We start from the raw sequence: 16717 nt of genomic DNA, 5'->3' as shown, positions 1-16717 counted from the left end.
CTGAGTGGTAATATTACTCAGGTTTTTGCTTATTCACTTAATCCAACATTAAATTCATGGCATACTAGTGCTTTAAATTAAAGTACTATTATAACAACATGAAGAAACAGCCTAATATCGGCAGTGTCCGCGTCATCAGCGGTAAACACCGTGGCCGCAAAATCACATTTCCAACCCTGCCTGGTGTGCGCCCTAGCCCTGATCGCATTCGTGAAACTCTTTTCAATTGGCTAATGAACGATATTATCGATGCGCGCTGCTTGGATGTTTTTGCAGGTTCAGGCATCTTAGGCATCGAAGCATTATCACGCGGCGCAACTCACCTCACCGCCTGGGAGCAACAAAAGCCACTAGCAGCGAACTTACAGCAACAGCTTGCTACACTCGGCCTTACCGCTCACAGCACCATCCAATGTGCGGATAGCTTCACCCTACTTTCCAAAGCGAATGCATCTCCCTATGACCTTGTTTTTCTAGACCCTCCTTTTAATCAAAACCTAATCCCAAGCTGTTTAGACAAATTGCGATGCAATCATTGGATTCACGCCGGGTCTTATGTTTATATAGAGTCCGAAGTGGGCTATCAACTAGAGAGCAAGCTCATTTTAGAGTTTGAGGCTTTACGCCGTAAGAAAAGTGGTGATGTCGCTTACCAGCTCTTGCGCTACCAACCTGCTGCATGATGGAGTAGTGCAGCGCAGCTTGCTTTCACACTATTGCAGATGAACAATAGTGTTAATTTTAAAGTCATAAAAATTACAACGATAACATAGGATAATGCAGTTATGCCGGTGAGTTTATTTGATTTATTTTCCATAGGGATAGGTCCGTCGAGTTCTCATACCGTCGGCCCAATGCGCGCAGCCCATGCCTTTCTAGAAGAACTAAGCGATGAGCAATTTAACAATATCGCGACCTTAGAAGCTCACCTTTATGGCTCGCTCGCCATGACAGGCAAAGGCCACGCCACCGATAAAGCCACCCTTATGGGCTTAGAAGGCTATCTACCTGAGTCGATTGATCCTGCCATTGTCGAGCCTCGCCTCTATGACATTATTACTCAAAAAACCTTAAATTTAGCCGGGAAAAAACAAATTCCGTTTGATATCAATGAGCAGCTGATTTTTCATTTTGATGAGTTTCTCCCCGAGCACGCCAATGGCATGCGCTTTGACGCCTTTGATCAACAAGGCAACAAACTCATTGAAAAAACTTATTTTTCTATCGGTGGTGGCTTTATCTCTGATCTAGAAAGCTTCCATCAAGACAACTCAAACAAAAATAAACAAGCGCAAATAAATAAAGGCCCGAACCTGCCTTATTTATTCAGCTCCGCCAAACAACTGCTGACATTATGTAAAAAACATAATAAAACCATTGCCGAACTTATGTGGGCCAATGAACGCGCATGGCGCAGCGATGAACAAATCAAAGCGGGCATCCTCGAACTGTGGCAGGTGATGGATGCTTCCATAGCTGCCGGTACCACCGCAACGGGTATATTGCCCGGAGGTCTGGACGTTAAACGTCGCGCGCCAGAACTCTACAAAAAGCTAAAAGAACAGCAGGACAGTGGTCGCGGCTATGACCCAATGAGTTGGCTCGCTCAATACTCTATTGCTGTCAATGAAGAAAATGCGGCGGCAGGACGCGTCGTCACTGCACCGACCAATGGCGCAGCAGGAACGATCCCTGCGACGATTAAATATTATCTTAATTTTGAAAAAGAAGCCTCAGAGCAAGGGCTTATAGACTTTATCTTAACCGCTGCGGCTATCGGTATTTTATATAAGAAAGGTGCCTCGATTTCAGCCGCTGAGGTCGGTTGTCAAGGAGAAGTCGGTGTTGCCTGCTCTATGGCCGCCGCAGGCTTTGCCGCCGCACTAGGTGCAACCGTTGAGCAAGTTGAAAATGCAGCCGAGATAGGCATGGAGCATCATCTGGGTCTCACCTGTGATCCCATTGAAGGCTTAGTGCAAATTCCCTGCATAGAACGCAATGTCATGGGAGCCACACAGGCTATTGCTGCCGCACGCTTAGCCATGTTGGGAGATGGTGAGCACAAGGTTTCTCTCGATAAAGTAATTAAGACCATGCTTCAAACCGGCAAAGACATGATGTCGACCTATAAAGAAACCTCTCAGGGCGGTCTCGCCGTCAATCTCCCTGAATGCTAAAGCTAAAAATTGCAGATTCACCGAAATTCGCTTACCCTTAGGTCAGCGAATTTCAAAGAAGGCAAAACTCATGAAAGCGAAAGCAAATAACAAACTCCAGCGCAGCTACGTTAGTGATATCACAAAGCTTCTTAATAGCATGTCTGAAAATAATCCAAAAACAGAAGCCCAGCGTCAAGAGATCGAAAAAGCAGCGCGAATTACTGAGAAAATGTCGAAATAACTTGGCCCTATTTAAACATAAAAGGCCCGACCCCTTTAACACATTAAAATAATTTCAATATTCAAACAGAAAGTCGCTCGGTAACCGCTGAGTGACCTTCTTCAAATAACTTTCTAGGCTTTTGGCAAAATTTGACAAGCCCTTACAGGGAGTGATAATTTGCTCATTTTGCGTTATGATAAAAGGGCTTGCCGTTGCTTTCTTTAAAATCAGCGCCATCATGAGGATTTAACTCATTGTTAAGATTAACAGTTTTACTCTTGATCGCAGGTTTATCTGCGCATACGTTCGCAGCAGACTTCGCCACTGTCAATCATGAGTTTCAAGCAGGTCAATTCAAACAGGCCTTTAAAGATGCTGTGCCACTCGCAAGAGCCGGGAACCTTAACGCACGCCTTGAGGTCGGATTTATGTATGAGTTTGGCAAAGGTGTCCAGCAAGATGAGAAAAAAGCCGCCAAATGGTATCTTTCCGCTGTACATCCTAACTCATTTAATGCTCGCCCCCTAGAACGCGGTTGGGCATACTATGAAGGTCACGGTGTCACCCAGAGTGATAAAAAGGCCGCACAATGGTTTCGTATGGCAGCAGAACTTAGCCAAGATCGCTATTAGGAGATTAAATTAATGTTCAACTCAGCGCTAAAAAAATTATTACCCTTTGTCGGTGCTGGCGTACTGATTGCTTTCTTTCTTGTAAGCATCGTATTTTTCGCCTACGTGTTATTTTGGGGTTTAGTGATCGCATGCGTACTTTTCGTTGTTGCTTGGATAAAAAAGCGCTTTTTCCCACAAAAAACAGCCCACGCTCCCAATCAAAAGATTAAGGGACAAGTTTATGAGCATGAGGATTTCAAATCATAATGTCTTCGAATAATAACGACCCGTTTGAAAAAATTAACAACCAGCTCACTGAGGTCAGAAAATCTCTAGCGACAGCAAATGCAAAGACACTCGATGAGCAAAGTCTACACAGTCATCATGACTCTTTTATGAACTATTATGAAGAAGGCTTAGCCTTGCTCGATGCAATGAAATCTGAGCCTAGCAAATAGGCTCCCTTCTTCTCATTATCCCCTATTATCTATCTAGCGCGTTATTTTTAGGTTGTTATATTTTAGTCAATTAACCCTATTCAATTTTATTAACTTTGAAACTTTAAAAAGAGCAGTAAACCGTTATGACTCAAGTCCCCCGTAAAATTAAAAGCTTTGTCCGCCGTGAGGGCCGCCTTACCAAAGGCCAAGAACATGCCCTCGATAAACACTGGCCAAACTATGGCAAAACCATAGCGCAAGGCCGCTTTGAGCCTCAACAAGAATTCAATAATGACCTGCCTATCACCCTAGAAATTGGCTATGGCATGGGTAGCTCATTGGTGACAATGGCAAAAACCATGCCGAATAATAATTTTATTGGCGTTGAAGTTCATCGACCCGGCGTCGGTTCACTATTGCTGCAAATGGAACAAGAAAATGTCAGCAATATTCGCAGCTACATGGAAGATGCCGTTGAAGTCCTCAACCAATGCATTCCAGATCATAGCCTAAGTAAAGTGCAAATATTCTTCCCTGACCCTTGGCATAAAAAACGCCATCACAAACGTCGCTTAATCCAGCCTGAATTCATCGACCTACTCTCCCAAAAATTAACGGCAGATGCTATGATTCATCTGGCAACTGATTGGGAAAACTACGCTGAGCATATGATGGATGTGCTGTCGAATCACAGTCACTTTGAAAATACAGCAGGCGTGGGTGAATATATTCCGCGACCAGATTACAGGCCACTCACGAAATTTGAACAACGTGGTCAGCGCTTAGGTCATGGCACTTGGGATTTGCTGTTTAAAAAAATCAAAAAGTAAGCTAGACCTAACATATAAAAACAAAAAATAAAGATGGGGTAAGCGGATGACGCTTTCAATGATTTTTGTTCTCACCATCCTCGCTTGCACCATTATTTTATTCATCACCGAGTGGCTGCGCACCGATGTCACCGCATTGCTCGTCCTTACCATCCTAGGGCTTTCCGGCATTCTCAGTCCACAGCAAGCGTTCGCAGGCTTTTCCAGTAGTGCGATTATCTCGATCATTGCTGTAATGATTATCGGCGCAGGTATCGATCGTGTTGGCCTATCTAATTATCTTGCCCAATTTATTTTAAAACTCGGTGGCCGCAGTGAATCGCGCCTTATCGCCGCTCATGCCTTTAGCGCAGGTTTACTTGCAAGCTTTTTACGTAATGTTGGTGCCGTCGCCCTACTCATGCCTGTGATTAGCCGTATTTCCATGCGCACTCAAACCTCTAAATCCCGTCTGCTTATGCCCGTCGCCTTTTGCGCAATTATCGGCGGAACAATTACCATGGTTGGCTCAGGTCCTCTCATTATTCTTAATGAATTTATGGCTTCCGCCGGTCATGGCGCGCAATACCACCTTTTTTCCGTCGCTCCTGTTGGCCTTGCCTTGCTTGTTGCAGCAGTGTTATTTTTTCGCTCTCTTTGCACGTCATTGGCTTCCCATTGGCAAAGAAAAGCGTTTTGGAGTACGCAAAACTTACTTTCGCAATACTTACGGCATCGGCGGTCAATTTTTTGAATTGACCATTACACCACAAAGCCCTCTCATTGAGATGTCTCTAAAAGAGCTAGAGACCAAAATCCACAATAATATTGCCATCATCGGCCTGTATAACGAAAAAGAAATCAGCCTCCCCCCCATTGCGTAAAAGCATTCTAAAAGCACATTTTAAACTCGCCTGTCTTGCCGATGAAAAACAAATCAGTGACTTTGCCAAAGAGTTTAACTTAACTCTCGAGCCTCGCTTAAAAAAATTTGCAGAAGCGCTCAGCCCTGCTCGCGCCGGTCTTAGTGAAGTTGTCATCCCACCTAGCTCTGACTTAGTTGGCCAACAAGTTAAAAAATTAAAAATGCGTAAAACGCATGGCCTGCAGTTACTTGCCGTATTACGTGGTAAAAATTCACGCTTGGGCGATGAGATGAAATCCATGACCTTACGTGCAGGCGATACTCTAGGCATCTTTGCACCCTGGCAAGACCTCAGCCGACTTGAAAAAAACGAAAGCTATCTTGTCATCACCAGCGATTACCCCAAAGAACACCAACACCCTGAAAAGCGCTGGCATGCCCTCGCGATTGCTCTACTCACTTTAGTGCTCGTTATTTTACCCGCTGTCCCAGAGCCTTTGAGTCTCATGACTGGCGCGGTTCTTATGATTGTGACCGGTTGCATCCCTATAGAAAAAGCCTATCAATCGATTAGTTGGCGCACCGTTTTCCTCCTTGCTGGGCTTATCCCATTAGGCACCGCTTTACAAACGACAGGCACAGCACAATGGCTCACACGCGGTATTATTGATTTATTACACGGCTGGTCAACGCTCGAAATTGCTTTTTTAATTGGCATCATCACAACCTTTGCAACCCTTGTTATGACAAATGTCGGTGCGACTTTGCTCCTCGTTCCCATTGTCATCCACCTTGCCACAGACACTGGTGCAGATCCCCGTTTATTTGCATTGATTGTTGCTGTTTGTGCCTCTAATTCATTTTTCACTTCCATCTCACCAGGTCAATACGCTCATCACCGGCCCTGGCGGCTATCGAGTCAACGATTTTATTAAAGTAGGCAGTGTGATGACCTTCGTTTTTTTAATCATTGCCATCCCTGTGCTCTATTGGACAATATAAAACCAAGCTAAAAATAGACTAAACTCCAAATATGCTCGATTCAGATTTATTGGATTGAGTTGGGTATATTTTATGGAGTTTTAAATGTCATCCAAAAAAGCACTTTCACTGGCTATCGCAGCCGCCCTCACAGCCAACCTCAGCACAGCAACGATAACAATTCATGCAGCAACTAAATCTGAAAAATGCTACGGTGTTGCTAAAGCAGGCAAAAACGACTGCGCTACGCCTCACCATGCCTGTGCAGGACAAGCAAAAACAAGCGGCGATAAAAAAGAATGGATCATGATGCCTAAGGGCTTGTGCGATAAAATCATCGGCGGTATGGCAAAGTCCGGTTAGCACTTAAAAGAACTATTACCGTTATTTGGTGATACACTACTTACCTAACTTATAACTTTACAATGATAGAGGTTAAAGCAGTGAATATCATCGACAGCCATATTCATTTTTGGGATTTAAATAATAAAATTAACCAGTGGGTTTATAACGCAAAAAAAAGAGCTTCAACAAAATTTTTTACCAAATTCACTCCCTTGTAGTCAGTTTGTTCATATCGAAGCCCATGATTCTGCTATTAATACAACCAAAGAAATCGAATGGCTAGAGAGCCAATTAAACCAATACAATATGAATTACATTGCTTGTGGCAATTTTTATGTTCAAAATAATCACTTTCTATCACAACTAGAACAATTAAAAAAGCACCCAAAAGTTGTCGGCATACGTCAAATTATGTCTCACCATGCAGAGTCTAGCTATTCTCCTTGTAAAAGTAATGACCTTCCAGAAAATTTTACCCAAAAGTTATCCATGCTTAAAGATAATGGTTATATTTTCGAATGCCAAATGTACGCTAGCCAACTACTTAACATATTAGAGAAAATCGGTTCCTCTCAAGTAACAACTGCAATTGAGCATATGGCTTTGCCATTAATCAAATCTAGCCAAGAAATGAGAGCATGGCATGACTTAATCAAAGAAATAGCCAATTATAAAAATATTACTTTAAAGCTTTCGGGTTTTTACATGATTAATGACCAAGAGAAAGACCTGGACCAGTGCTTAGACGCAGTTTTATCTAACATACCAAGAAATCAACTCTGTTATGGTTCGAATTTTCCTGTCAACAACCATAATGATTATACCTTATGGCAAAGAACATTAACCAATAAATTGCCAAAGATCACACATCAAGATATATTTTTCAATACAGCGAATAACTTATATTTTAATAATTAACTGCTCGCAAAATAGAGCTACAATATTAGGCCATATCGATTCAAAATACTCGTGATGGCCTAATACTCATAACCGACCATCACGTTTATTTTTAAATTAAAGCAATTACTTTACTACTTGCCAGATTGAATCAGTAAAATAGTTGTGATCATCATATAAATTACTCGCTATTTTATAGCCAGATTTTTCAGCGAGCCGAGTAATATCCTCTACAAGATATTTATAGGAATATTCTAAATGAATCGCTTCAAATTCTTTAAAATCAAAACTTTTTTCTAAAGCTTCGATATAAACAGACTGAGCTTCTTTAGCAAGCAAATAGCTTTCCATCGCTCCTGTGATCGGGTTATAAATCCCATGATGCATAAACTTATTAATATCAAACGTACCACCAAGCTCGCGATTGATACGAGAAAGCATATTAAAATTAAACGCTTGTGTGACCCCTTGTGAATCGCTATAAGCTTTATTTAATACAGTAATATCTTTTTTCAGATCAAAGCCTATCAATAAATAATCGCCATTATTTAAGTGCTTCCATAATGCTCTTAGGAAAACCAAAGCACTTTCTTCATTAAAATTTCCAATCGAAGACCCTAAAAATAAAACGACATTAGTCCCTTGCTTATTATCTTTAATCCAATCGATAGCATCTAAATACTCTCCCACCACACCAGTATGAGCCAATTCTGGAAATTCTGATAATAAGCCTTGATCCAGTTCCGTTACCGCAGATTCTGAGATATCAATAGAAATATATTCAAAATCTACATTATTTTCAATAAAGTTTCTTAATAGAATTTTTGTCTTTCTGCCATCTCCCACCCCTAATTCAATTAGGTTAAATCGACGATTATTTCCTAGTCGCTCACTGATCTCATGGTTATATTTTCTTAAAATATTTTCCTCACTAGCGGTTAAATAATATTCATCAACATCTGTAATTTTAGAGAATAGATGGCTACCATTTTCATCATAAAAGTATTTAGAGGGGATACACTTATTCTCAGCAGACAAACCTGCCAACACATCCATTTCAAAGTTCTCTTTTAACTTATTCTTTTTAATCTCTATATTTTCAAGAATCTTAATTGCCATTATGTGTTATCCTTACACAGTCGAATACCGCTAAACATCCAACGTTTATCCGCATTAAAAAAATTTCTATAAGTGCTTCTGTAGTGCTGCTCAGGTGTTGCATAACACCCCCCTCGCAACACCATAGGGCCATTCATAAACTTACTATTATACTCTCCCAACGCGCCTTCAGGCGCAACATAACCTGGATAAGCATGGTATGAAGACTGCATCCATTCCCATAATCCTCCATGTAAGCTAATAAGGTGGTTATCATTTGTAAAATCAATTTGGCTTAAAACAGGAGCAAATTTTCTTTTTTCCATAAAATTATTGCTAACTGATAAAGCAAGCTCTTGACTGGCAACTTCCCACTCAAACTCTGTTGGCAACCGCTTCTTTGCCCACTTTGCAAATGCCGCAGCTTCATAAAAACTAATATGAGAAACTGGCTCATTCAAATCAACAGCTTGCTCACCATATAGCGTTTTATAAAACCAGTGGCCTTCTTTTTCAAACCAATACAAAGGAGCTTGCCAGCACTGAGACTGTATCAGCGCCCAGGCATCACTGTACCAATAATCTGGACAGTTATAGCCATTATCCTTAATAAATTCTAAATACTCCCCATTCGTAACTAGTGAGTTTCTGATTTGAAATGAGTCTATGTGAACTTTGTGCCTCGGTGTCTCATTATCATAACAAAACCGATCAATACCACTTTGCCCAATTTGATATAATCCACCTTTAACACTTAAATAACTAGCAGAGCAAGGATAAGAGCTAGGGTAATTTTCTGTTAAGTAACTCACATTAAATGGATTAACAGCAAAATTATATTTTATATCCATAAGCAATAATTCTTGATGTTGCTGTTCATGGTTAATCCCAAGCTCTAACAGAGACAAAATTTCCATTCTAGCCTTTTCATCCAAGTACCCTGTCAATAACTCATTAATACTAGCATTAACATATTGCCGATAATGTTTGATTTCGCTTACGGTTGGTCTTGATAATTGCCCCCTGTCACCTTGAATCCAGTGATTCCCCATACTTTTGTAATAAGAATTAAAAATCAGATGTAACTGCTCATTAAAACACTTGTAGTTTTTCAGAAATTTAACAAGAATAAACTGCTCAAAAAACCATGTCGTATGACCTAAATGCCACTTCGCAGGGCTAACATCAGGATGAGACTGTACGACATAGTCTTCAATTTCCAAACCTTCGCAAATCCATTCTGTTGTTGACCTCGTACATTCATAGGTATTTAACCAGGTACTTATATTATCAAATCGTTGTCCCATATCCATGTCATCATCACTCAAATAGACCACAAATCCATCCATTTCACTAGCCTAACAGCAATGCATCATCCTGCACAATAAGTCATTAGAATAACTCACATTATGTTAAAGTAGCTAACATTATGAAAAATATCAACATCAATCGATATTGTTTACTATGATCTATAAAGCAATCTACTGTGACTGTGTTATCGAAAGGCAAATTGATATTTAGGATCCATAGCTATTTTAAATCTATGCTCTAATTTGCAGAAAAGCTGATGTTGCTTCACCAAGTAACCAACCCGTTTACGGCTTACAGAAATTTTCTGTACTACCAACTGTCTTCCAAGATACAGCCACATTAATGCCGGAATTGCTGTAAATTTAGCAGAAGATTTGAAAAACCGGACAACCTTGGGCCACGTGTAAAAATCCACCTCCATAGGAGGTGGCTTTGCTTTAGGCACCCTAGAAGGGTGCTTTACCAACACCTAACAAAAGCTGACGATGCTCTTCTTCCTTCTCCTGTTTATCCTGGTGACGTACGTACCTCATAATAACCTCCTCATTCGCTCCAACTGAATCAACAAAATAACCTCGCTGCCAAAAGTGATTTCCCCATAACTGCTTCTTTCTCAAGTATGGAAACTTACTAAATAACCTGATCGCTGTCCGACCCTTAAGAACACCCATCAACTCCGAAACACTTAAACTCGGAGGTGTTCTTACTACTAAGTGCACATGGTCAACTCATTTGCTGCTAACAAAAGAAATAGTATCTAGCATGGGCACTCTTCAGGCATAGCCTCGACTAAACGATCACCACCTCCATAGGAGGTGGTTTTTAGATGGCAATAAAAATATCACATATATTCATTTTGATAAAATACAAAACCATAAAAATAAAACAATGCCGAATAATTTATTGACATGAATATTTAATTTCTTATAATTCACCATGCGATTTAAAAATATACACATGGATCATGTTATAGAATTAAAAACACTCAACACCAAGAACAAGAACTTGCTACTAAAAACGTTATGCCTTAATTGTTCAACAGCCTGATTTAATCTCATTAGGGTTTTATTCAGGCTTTATCATTAAAGAATTGATCAAATGTATTTAGATGAAATTGACACTAACGACTTACCCCCCAAGTTAAAATCAGAATTAATCGCCCCTTATAATGCTACAGCAGGGTCTCTAAGCGTTCTTGAAGCGATTCAATATGATAAGTGCCAAATTGATTTTTCAAGCTATAAAATGGACCCTCGAGCAGAAGTGAATAAATCTACTTGTAAAATTTACCGATGAGAGCACTAATTACTTTTGGATCTTTATTTTATGGAGTGCGTGTTTTTACAGGTGCTTTCATGCTTATCTATATGATGAATCAAGGTCTTACCTTAGCTGAAGTAGGCTATATTAAGGCATTTCAATCTATTCTAATGATGATTCTTGATGTACCTTTAAATTTATTCTCAGATAAGGGATTCAGAAAAATATCCCTTGTATTAGCAGCAATTTTCGAGGCAGTCTGGCTTTGTTTGATGGGAGCTGCTGACTCATTCAGTATGTTTATGGCCGCTGAATTTTTTAATGCAGTCGCTTTAACACTCATCGCCGGAACCTACAATGCATCACTTGTTGAGTCTGCCCGACTAAAAAATATTTCAGCTAAAGAATCTTTAGCAAAAAGCAATCACTACAATCACCTGTCGATGTTTATTTTTAGTTTAATTGGGATTAGTCTGGTCAACCTAATTGATGCATCTATTCTTTTTTATATTTCAGCATTATCAATGGCTGTAACATCAGTGGTTGCTATGTACTCAATTGACAATTTAGACTTCCAAACAAATAATAAGAAGAAGAAAATACTAACAATAAACTATAAAGAAATTTTAATTATTGTTCATAATTATAAGCCTCTATTTATTCTTCTTATTCTTGTTAATATAATTTTCAATATTTTAGCTCAATTTTGGCAGGTTCTTTTTAATAAAGGCGATAACATCCCTGCAATTGAGCTAGGAGTAACATTCTCATTTTTGCTTTTAACTCAATCGATTGCTTCTTACACCACACGTCACCTACCAAGAAGGTTTTCCGTTATACTAGCAAATATATGTTTTATTATCATTGCTTATTTGATCTACTGCCCCATTTATAGTCAATTCGCGTCCTATTGTGTAGCGATAATATTATCGTTCTTTGCCATTAGAATACTTTTGATTGAGCTAGAGTCCAGTATGCATGAATTAATCAATGATTCGATCAGAGCAACGACTGACTCAGTAGTATCATTGTTTAACAGAGTAGCATTACTAGGTTTATTTCCACTCATTGGTTATGGTATTGATATGTCTGGTGCGATGATATTGTCATTACTAGTTTTAATTATCCCAATATTAAGTTCACTATTATTATTTTATGAAAAATTTAAAGCACTTAAAATAAAAAGAATTTAGTCAATTTATTAGAGCAACTAACAAAAGCTATGCTAATTGCATTAGTAAGTAACCCTTGTAATATTAAAACCTTTGAAGAAAGCTATTTTTATTTTCAAATAACTTTATTCCAATGTTAAATCTTATCGTATATAGCCGAAAGGTGGTATAGTCACAACCGCTTCCAAGCTAAGCCTAATTCATCTAAATAAATTTAGATCAGCCAGACTCTATGCTGCATGATAATATAAATACGAAATAATATCATTAGGGGTAATCATACCAATAAGTGTATTATCTAAGCTAACTACAGGCAAAGCATGGAATAAATTATTTTTAAACAACTCAATTGCATAACACACTTGATCACCAGCATGCAACTTTATGACATTTATTGTCATAATATCAGGTATTTTTACCATTTTATTTAATAACAAGTCAGATTTTTCTCTATTGGAAAATCGGTCACTAAAATCTACTCTTAAAATATCAGATTCACTTATTATTCCTAATAGTTTTTTACTTTCAGAAATGATGGGTAAATGGTGTATGAAGTTATTTGAAATTTTATCACGTGCAGAAGTAAAGCTATCACCAACAGTCCCTGTTATTAAATCTACGCTCATGATGCTATCAACTGTTTTATCACAAACCATGAGAACCTCCTTAATAGGGTCTTATTAATCTATATAACTATATTTGGTATTCTAGTTTAAAGTGATAAAAATTATTTGATTTAAATCAATAACAATCTAATTAATAAAAATAAGTGTGTACTTAGCTAAAGTATTTTATATCTCTATGCTAAGCACACAAAAACCAACTAATTAAAACCGATAACCTACACCAATACCATAAACGTAGGGATCCAGGCGCACATCTGTTGTCATTGTATTATTTACTGTAGCGGTAGTTTTAACAAATAATTTTTTGATATCAACGTTAACAGACCAATTTTGGTTGATGTTATAATCAATACCTGCCTGCAAAGCCAAACCAAAGCTATTTTTGTAGTCAACAGACTGTACAGCAGCATTTGCTCCACTCGTATTCGTATCATAAAAATAGGTATAGTTGATACCTGCACCAATATAGGGACTAAACTTTTTCTCTGGGAAAAAGTGATACTGTACGGTTAATGTCGGCGGTAATATGCGAACGCTACCAAGATCAGTAGAACCAAGAGCAGTACCTGTTGCTATCAGGTGATGTTTGCTCGTGCCAAGGATAAGCTCCATTGCAATATGAGGTGTGAAAAAGTAGCTAAAATCAACTTCAGGGATAACTTGATCACTAACGTGCGTGACTTTTCCACCAATCACAGAAATAGTATCGCCACTCACGTCTGGGCTAACATTAACAATGCGGCCACGGACGAGCCAATGATTAAATGATCTAGTTTGAGCTGCAACATTATCAGCGGCAAACATAGCGCAAGGAAGGGCAAGGGTTGCTGCTGCAATGAGCAGTGTAATTTTTTTCACTTTCATTAGTACACACTCTAAAAATATTATGAACTGGATATTTTGTCGGTGCTTAGTATAACGGATACATTATAATTGTTTTTGACTTAAATCAATAAAACATTACTTTAAAATAATATCTTTGTTATTAACAACAAACATTATTAAATATAATATTTAAAAATAATTTAATTGTATTTTTTATATGCAGAATAATATTTAGATATTAAAACCACTTAAGATTATTCTAATTAGAAGAGGTTTACTAACAAATGAACTAACTTGATCTGCTGTATCTGCAAGGCAGAGAGAGCCTCTGCCCAAACTCATTCTAGTTTTTTTCTGAAGCAAGAACAAGCACATCACAGTTTGATTTATTAGCAACTGCATTTGCGACTGATCCTAAGGTGCCAAGAAAGTGATGGCGATGGCCATTTAAAACAATAAGATCAGCACCAATTTCGTCGGAAAATTCTATAATATCCTCTTTAGGATAACCCTCAACAAGATGCAAATTTTCTTCACCTACACCGAGCTGATCGCCTAGTTTGACCATCTGAGTTTTAGCTTCTTTCATCAATTGCCGCTCTAGTTCATAGTCACCAATATAACCATAAGTTGTTGCAATGGGTCGGACTACGTGCAATAAACTAAACTTAGCATTAAATAATTCAGCAAGGCTTTGGGCCTCTTCTGCAGCACTGTTACTTTTATCGTTCAAATCAGTTGCATATAAAACGTGTTGGTATCTTTTCGTCATGATAATACTCCTAAGGCTTGTTAGTAGCTCACGCTGATTTATGTATCAAAACACTCGTCTTGCTGATAAGAATAACAAGCTTTAATGAAAATAAATTGATCTATATCAAAATTACTGCATCTTCAAAAAATTATAAAAACCCCATTTTTGTTATTTTATCAACATTAATTATAAGCTTGTTTTGGCTGGTGTTGACAAAATGGCTCTTGGGCGAGGTGGTTTCCTGTCATTGTGTAGGCCCGGGCTCGACAGCCACCACAGACTTTTATAAATTCACACTGACCACAACGGTCTTGGTAACTTTTAAAATCCCTTAGTTGCTGAAACAACGTAGATTCTGACCAAATACTGGAAAGTGACTCTTGATTTAAGTTCCCAGCACTAAGCGGAAAGTAACTGCAAGGTAATACATTACCTTTAACATCGATAACGCAAATTTTTTGACCAGCTAAGCATCCTTTGCCTCCCCCCGTAGAGAGCATTAATGACTTTTTTCTTTATCGCTTTTCCTCGTGCTTTAGCCTGTTGAAAGCGAATACGATAATAATGGGGAGCGCAGGTGGGACGAACAAACATTTCATCCTCATCTTGCTCCATTTCATAGTGCCATTTTAATATTTCATCGTAGCTTTCTGTACTGATTAAATCACTGAATAAATTTTCGCCTCGGCCTGTTGGAACAACCATAAAAAGATACCATGCTTTCGCACCTAATGACTTCGCAACTTGGTAAACTTCGGAAATTTCATGTTGATTCTGCTTCGTAAACGATGAGTTAACTAAAAAAGGAATGCCTTGTCGCTGCAAGGTTTTTGCCGCTGCGAGTGTGCCTGAAAAAGCACCTTGCTGATTACGGAACAAATCATGAGTTTTCGCCGTTGCGCCATCAAGACTCAATGCGACCATATTAATCTTTGCCTGCTTGATCTTTTCAGCAATTTTAGGCGTGATTAAAGTGCCATTGCTTGCTAAACACATTCTAAGGCCCAGCCTGTGGCCATAGTCAGCAAATTCGAAAACATCAGGGTGAAGCAGTGGCTCCCCCCCGGATAGTACAACACTGATCGGACCAAATTTTGCAATTTGTTCTAATATCTCAAAGCCTTGCTGTTTTTTTACATCTGCAGTTGCCACCTCTAAGCATGACGATGAACGGCAATGGACACAACTTAAGTTGCAACGCCGAGTAATTTCCCAGGCGAGCCACTTTAATTCGAACTTCATAATCACTCTCTGAATTTAAATTTGATTAAATCTTATCTGCCTTTATCACTTCTTTCTTTGACCTAGATCAAAGTTAAAAGCTAAGCCTAGGATTATAGTTCTAGCGAAATTAAATTAAGCTGAGTAACTTTATGAATATCTATGGTTTCATTCATTTGCCCTGGTGGGGATATATTATCGCGGCATTAGTGTTAACTCATATCACTATTATCAGTGTAACTCTCTATTTACATCGGTGTCAGGCACATCGTGCCGTGAGGTTTCACCCAATTGTTGAGCATTTTTTCCGCTTTTGGTTATGGCTAACGACAGGGATGGTGACGCGAGAATGGGTCGCGGTCCACCGCAAGCACCATGCTTTTTCTGAGCGACCAGGTGATCCTCACAGCCCTGCGATATTTGGCATTCATAAAGTATTATGGATGGGTGTATTGCTTTATAAAAGAGCAGCAAGAGACCCTCAGGTATTAAAAAAATATGGTCATAATACACCTAATGACTGGCTAGAGCGACATATTTATACGCCACATAATACATTAGGCATATTTATAATGCTACTTATTGATTTAACCTGTTTTGGTGCGATTGGCCTTGCTATTTGGTTAGTGCAAATGGTGTGGATTCCATTTTTTTGCTGCAGGTGTAATCAATGGCTTAGGGCACTATTTTGGCTATCGTAACTTTCAGTGTGATGATACATCAACCAACTTGATTCCCATCGGGATTTTAATTGGCGGTGAAGAGCTACATAATAATCACCATGCCTATGGCAGCTCTGCTAAATTTTCAGTGCATTGGTGGGAATTCGATATTGGTTGGTTTTATATTAAATCACTTGAGCTTTTTGGCTTAGCCAGTGTGAAAAAGACCTTACCCAAAGTATCATTACTTCCAGATCGACATGAAGCCTGTAAAGAAACTCTAATGGCTGTGTTTAGCAATCGTTTTTCTGTATTAAATCGCTATTATAAAAAACGTACTACTGCCTATTTATAAACAAGAGGTTAAATCTAAGTCAAAAATAAAAAATAAATACTTAAAACTATTAAACCGTGACAATTACCACCTTGAGTCTCATCACTCTGAGAATCAAAAG

The 16717-nt window shown here is 38.8% G+C and carries 22 protein-coding genes and 1 pseudogene; 15 read left to right on the top strand and 8 right to left on the bottom strand.

The genetic code is table 11. From position 1 onward, the window contains the following. Window positions 1–98: 98 nt before the first annotated feature. From rsmD to BGC07_RS11495, 11 genes are all read left to right on the top strand, one after another. Window positions 99–683, top strand: a complete 585-nt coding sequence (gene rsmD / locus BGC07_RS11535) for a 16S rRNA (guanine(966)-N(2))-methyltransferase RsmD (RefSeq protein ID WP_069313235.1) — start codon at window positions 99–101, stop codon at window positions 681–683. A gap of 102 nt (window positions 684–785) precedes the next feature. Further along, window positions 786–2177: an L-serine ammonia-lyase gene (locus BGC07_RS11530; protein ID WP_069313234.1), complete on the top strand. Its 1392-nt coding sequence runs from the start codon at window positions 786–788 to the stop codon at window positions 2175–2177. A 70-nt stretch (window positions 2178–2247) separates the two neighbouring features. Then, on the top strand, window positions 2248–2400 hold the full coding sequence (locus BGC07_RS21025) for a CBU_0585 family protein (RefSeq protein ID WP_162272290.1): 153 nt from the start codon (window positions 2248–2250) through the stop codon (window positions 2398–2400). A 236-nt stretch (window positions 2401–2636) separates the two neighbouring features. Continuing rightward, window positions 2637–3014 carry a tetratricopeptide repeat protein gene (locus BGC07_RS11525; protein WP_069313233.1) on the top strand — a complete coding sequence of 126 codons (378 nt, stop codon included), beginning with the start codon at window positions 2637–2639 and terminating at the stop codon, window positions 3012–3014. Window positions 3015–3026: 12 nt separating this feature from the next. Then, window positions 3027–3263: a hypothetical protein gene (locus tag BGC07_RS11520; RefSeq protein ID WP_069313232.1), complete on the top strand. Its 237-nt coding sequence runs from the start codon at window positions 3027–3029 to the stop codon at window positions 3261–3263. Then, window positions 3263–3454 carry a hypothetical protein gene (locus BGC07_RS11515; protein ID WP_069313231.1) on the top strand — a complete coding sequence of 64 codons (192 nt, stop codon included), beginning with the start codon at window positions 3263–3265 and terminating at the stop codon, window positions 3452–3454. The genes BGC07_RS11520 and BGC07_RS11515 overlap by 1 nt, the downstream gene beginning before the upstream one ends. A gap of 125 nt (window positions 3455–3579) precedes the next feature. After that, window positions 3580–4266, top strand: coding sequence for a tRNA (guanosine(46)-N7)-methyltransferase TrmB (trmB, locus tag BGC07_RS11510; RefSeq protein WP_069313230.1), 687 nt, complete (start codon window positions 3580–3582; stop codon window positions 4264–4266). Window positions 4267–4312: 46 nt separating this feature from the next. Beyond that, window positions 4313–4999, top strand: coding sequence for an SLC13 family permease (locus BGC07_RS22335; protein ID WP_235603121.1), 687 nt, complete (start codon window positions 4313–4315; stop codon window positions 4997–4999). 122 nt (window positions 5000–5121) lie between these two features. Beyond that, window positions 5122–6045: an SLC13 family permease gene (locus BGC07_RS22330; protein ID WP_235603120.1), complete on the top strand. Its 924-nt coding sequence runs from the start codon at window positions 5122–5124 to the stop codon at window positions 6043–6045. A gap of 151 nt (window positions 6046–6196) precedes the next feature. Then, the gene (locus BGC07_RS11500) at window positions 6197–6454 is read left to right on the top strand and encodes a BufA1 family periplasmic bufferin-type metallophore (protein WP_069313229.1); all 258 of its coding nucleotides are present in this window, start codon (window positions 6197–6199) and stop codon (window positions 6452–6454) included. 288 nt (window positions 6455–6742) lie between these two features. After that, the gene (locus tag BGC07_RS11495; RefSeq protein ID WP_069313228.1) at window positions 6743–7354 is read left to right on the top strand and encodes an amidohydrolase family protein; all 612 of its coding nucleotides are present in this window, start codon (window positions 6743–6745) and stop codon (window positions 7352–7354) included. Between the two features lie 105 nt (window positions 7355–7459). Here the strand turns inward: BGC07_RS11495 and egtD are convergent, their stop codons facing one another. The 3 genes and pseudogenes from egtD to tnpA all read right to left on the bottom strand — a co-directional run. Continuing rightward, entirely contained in the window at window positions 7460–8452 is a 993-nt protein-coding gene (gene egtD, locus BGC07_RS11490) for an L-histidine N(alpha)-methyltransferase (RefSeq protein WP_077216875.1), read from the bottom strand. Then, window positions 8452–9780: an ergothioneine biosynthesis protein EgtB gene (gene egtB / locus BGC07_RS11485; protein WP_201258141.1), complete on the bottom strand. Its 1329-nt coding sequence runs from the start codon at window positions 9778–9780 to the stop codon at window positions 8452–8454. Before egtB ends, egtD begins: the two co-directional genes overlap by 1 nt. Window positions 9781–10188: 408 nt before the next feature. Beyond that, window positions 10189–10470 (bottom strand): annotated as a pseudogene (gene tnpA, locus BGC07_RS11475) (IS200/IS605 family transposase); the annotation flags it as partial. A gap of 370 nt (window positions 10471–10840) precedes the next feature. Here tnpA and BGC07_RS11470 point away from each other — a divergent pair. Together BGC07_RS11470 and BGC07_RS11465 are read left to right on the top strand one after the other, a co-directional pair. Beyond that, window positions 10841–11038 (top strand): hypothetical protein, encoded by a 198-nt coding sequence (locus BGC07_RS11470; RefSeq protein ID WP_069313226.1) that lies wholly within the window; start codon window positions 10841–10843, stop codon window positions 11036–11038. Continuing rightward, complete coding sequence (locus BGC07_RS11465) at window positions 11035–12195, top strand: MFS transporter (RefSeq protein WP_069313225.1); 1161 nt, start codon at window positions 11035–11037, stop codon at window positions 12193–12195. The genes BGC07_RS11470 and BGC07_RS11465 overlap by 4 nt, the downstream gene beginning before the upstream one ends. Before the next feature lie 209 nt (window positions 12196–12404). Here BGC07_RS11465 and BGC07_RS11460 read toward each other — a convergent pair whose 3' ends face one another. The 5 genes from BGC07_RS11460 to BGC07_RS11445 all read right to left on the bottom strand — a co-directional run bounded on the left by BGC07_RS11460 (window position 12405) and on the right by BGC07_RS11445 (window position 15621). Continuing rightward, complete coding sequence (locus tag BGC07_RS11460) at window positions 12405–12830, bottom strand: CBS domain-containing protein (protein WP_069313224.1); 426 nt, start codon at window positions 12828–12830, stop codon at window positions 12405–12407. Between the two features lie 171 nt (window positions 12831–13001). Then, window positions 13002–13664 carry an OmpW/AlkL family protein gene (locus BGC07_RS11455; RefSeq protein ID WP_069313223.1) on the bottom strand — a complete coding sequence of 221 codons (663 nt, stop codon included), beginning with the start codon at window positions 13662–13664 and terminating at the stop codon, window positions 13002–13004. Between the two features lie 304 nt (window positions 13665–13968). Next, window positions 13969–14397, bottom strand: a complete 429-nt coding sequence (locus tag BGC07_RS11450; RefSeq protein ID WP_069313222.1) for a universal stress protein — start codon at window positions 14395–14397, stop codon at window positions 13969–13971. Window positions 14398–14561: 164 nt separating this feature from the next. Then, window positions 14562–14879, bottom strand: coding sequence for an SPASM domain-containing protein (locus BGC07_RS22325; protein WP_235603118.1), 318 nt, complete (start codon window positions 14877–14879; stop codon window positions 14562–14564). After that, window positions 14815–15621, bottom strand: coding sequence for a radical SAM protein (locus BGC07_RS11445; RefSeq protein WP_235603117.1), 807 nt, complete (start codon window positions 15619–15621; stop codon window positions 14815–14817). Before BGC07_RS11445 ends, BGC07_RS22325 begins: the two co-directional genes overlap by 65 nt. Before the next feature lie 131 nt (window positions 15622–15752). Here BGC07_RS11445 and BGC07_RS22320 point away from each other — a divergent pair, with 131 nt between their 5' ends. Continuing rightward, window positions 15753–16301, top strand: a complete 549-nt coding sequence (locus BGC07_RS22320; protein WP_235603116.1) for a fatty acid desaturase family protein — start codon at window positions 15753–15755, stop codon at window positions 16299–16301. A 28-nt stretch (window positions 16302–16329) separates the two neighbouring features. Then, a complete protein-coding gene (locus BGC07_RS22315) occupies window positions 16330–16617 on the top strand; it encodes a fatty acid desaturase family protein (RefSeq protein WP_235603115.1) in 288 nt (95 codons plus the stop codon). Window positions 16618–16717 lie beyond the last annotated feature (100 nt).

The organism is Piscirickettsia litoralis, from assembly GCF_001720395.1.
Lineage (GTDB): Bacteria > Pseudomonadota > Gammaproteobacteria > Piscirickettsiales > Piscirickettsiaceae > Piscirickettsia > Piscirickettsia litoralis.
Note: the sequence above shows the minus strand (reverse complement) of the source record. Positions and strands in the feature narration are given on the sequence as shown.

Bases quoted from the DNA above. Each gene is read 5' to 3' on its own strand.
- rsmD (WP_069313235.1), top strand. From the start codon at position 99: ATGAAGAAACAGCCTAATATCGGCAGTGTCCGCGTCATCAGCGGTAAA.
- BGC07_RS11530 (WP_069313234.1), top strand. From the start codon at position 786: ATGCCGGTGAGTTTATTTGATTTATTTTCCATAGGGATAGGTCCGTCG.
- BGC07_RS21025 (WP_162272290.1), top strand. From the start codon at position 2,248: ATGAAAGCGAAAGCAAATAACAAACTCCAGCGCAGCTACGTTAGTGAT.
- BGC07_RS11520 (WP_069313232.1), top strand. From the start codon at position 3,027: ATGTTCAACTCAGCGCTAAAAAAATTATTACCCTTTGTCGGTGCTGGC.
- BGC07_RS11515 (WP_069313231.1), top strand. From the start codon at position 3,263: ATGTCTTCGAATAATAACGACCCGTTTGAAAAAATTAACAACCAGCTC.
- trmB (WP_069313230.1), top strand. From the start codon at position 3,580: ATGACTCAAGTCCCCCGTAAAATTAAAAGCTTTGTCCGCCGTGAGGGC.
- BGC07_RS22335 (WP_235603121.1), top strand. From the start codon at position 4,313: ATGACGCTTTCAATGATTTTTGTTCTCACCATCCTCGCTTGCACCATT.
- BGC07_RS11500 (WP_069313229.1), top strand. From the start codon at position 6,197: ATGTCATCCAAAAAAGCACTTTCACTGGCTATCGCAGCCGCCCTCACA.
- BGC07_RS11495 (WP_069313228.1), top strand. From the start codon at position 6,743: ATGAATTACATTGCTTGTGGCAATTTTTATGTTCAAAATAATCACTTT.
- egtD (WP_077216875.1), bottom strand. From the start codon at position 8,452: ATGGCAATTAAGATTCTTGAAAATATAGAGATTAAAAAGAATAAGTTA.
- egtB (WP_201258141.1), bottom strand. From the start codon at position 9,780: ATGGATGGATTTGTGGTCTATTTGAGTGATGATGACATGGATATGGGA.
- BGC07_RS11470 (WP_069313226.1), top strand. From the start codon at position 10,841: ATGTATTTAGATGAAATTGACACTAACGACTTACCCCCCAAGTTAAAA.
- BGC07_RS11465 (WP_069313225.1), top strand. From the start codon at position 11,035: ATGAGAGCACTAATTACTTTTGGATCTTTATTTTATGGAGTGCGTGTT.
- BGC07_RS11460 (WP_069313224.1), bottom strand. From the start codon at position 12,830: ATGGTTTGTGATAAAACAGTTGATAGCATCATGAGCGTAGATTTAATA.
- BGC07_RS11455 (WP_069313223.1), bottom strand. From the start codon at position 13,664: ATGAAAGTGAAAAAAATTACACTGCTCATTGCAGCAGCAACCCTTGCC.
- BGC07_RS11450 (WP_069313222.1), bottom strand. From the start codon at position 14,397: ATGACGAAAAGATACCAACACGTTTTATATGCAACTGATTTGAACGAT.
- BGC07_RS22325 (WP_235603118.1), bottom strand. From the start codon at position 14,879: ATGCTCTCTACGGGGGGAGGCAAAGGATGCTTAGCTGGTCAAAAAATT.
- BGC07_RS11445 (WP_235603117.1), bottom strand. From the start codon at position 15,621: ATGAAGTTCGAATTAAAGTGGCTCGCCTGGGAAATTACTCGGCGTTGC.
- BGC07_RS22320 (WP_235603116.1), top strand. From the start codon at position 15,753: ATGAATATCTATGGTTTCATTCATTTGCCCTGGTGGGGATATATTATC.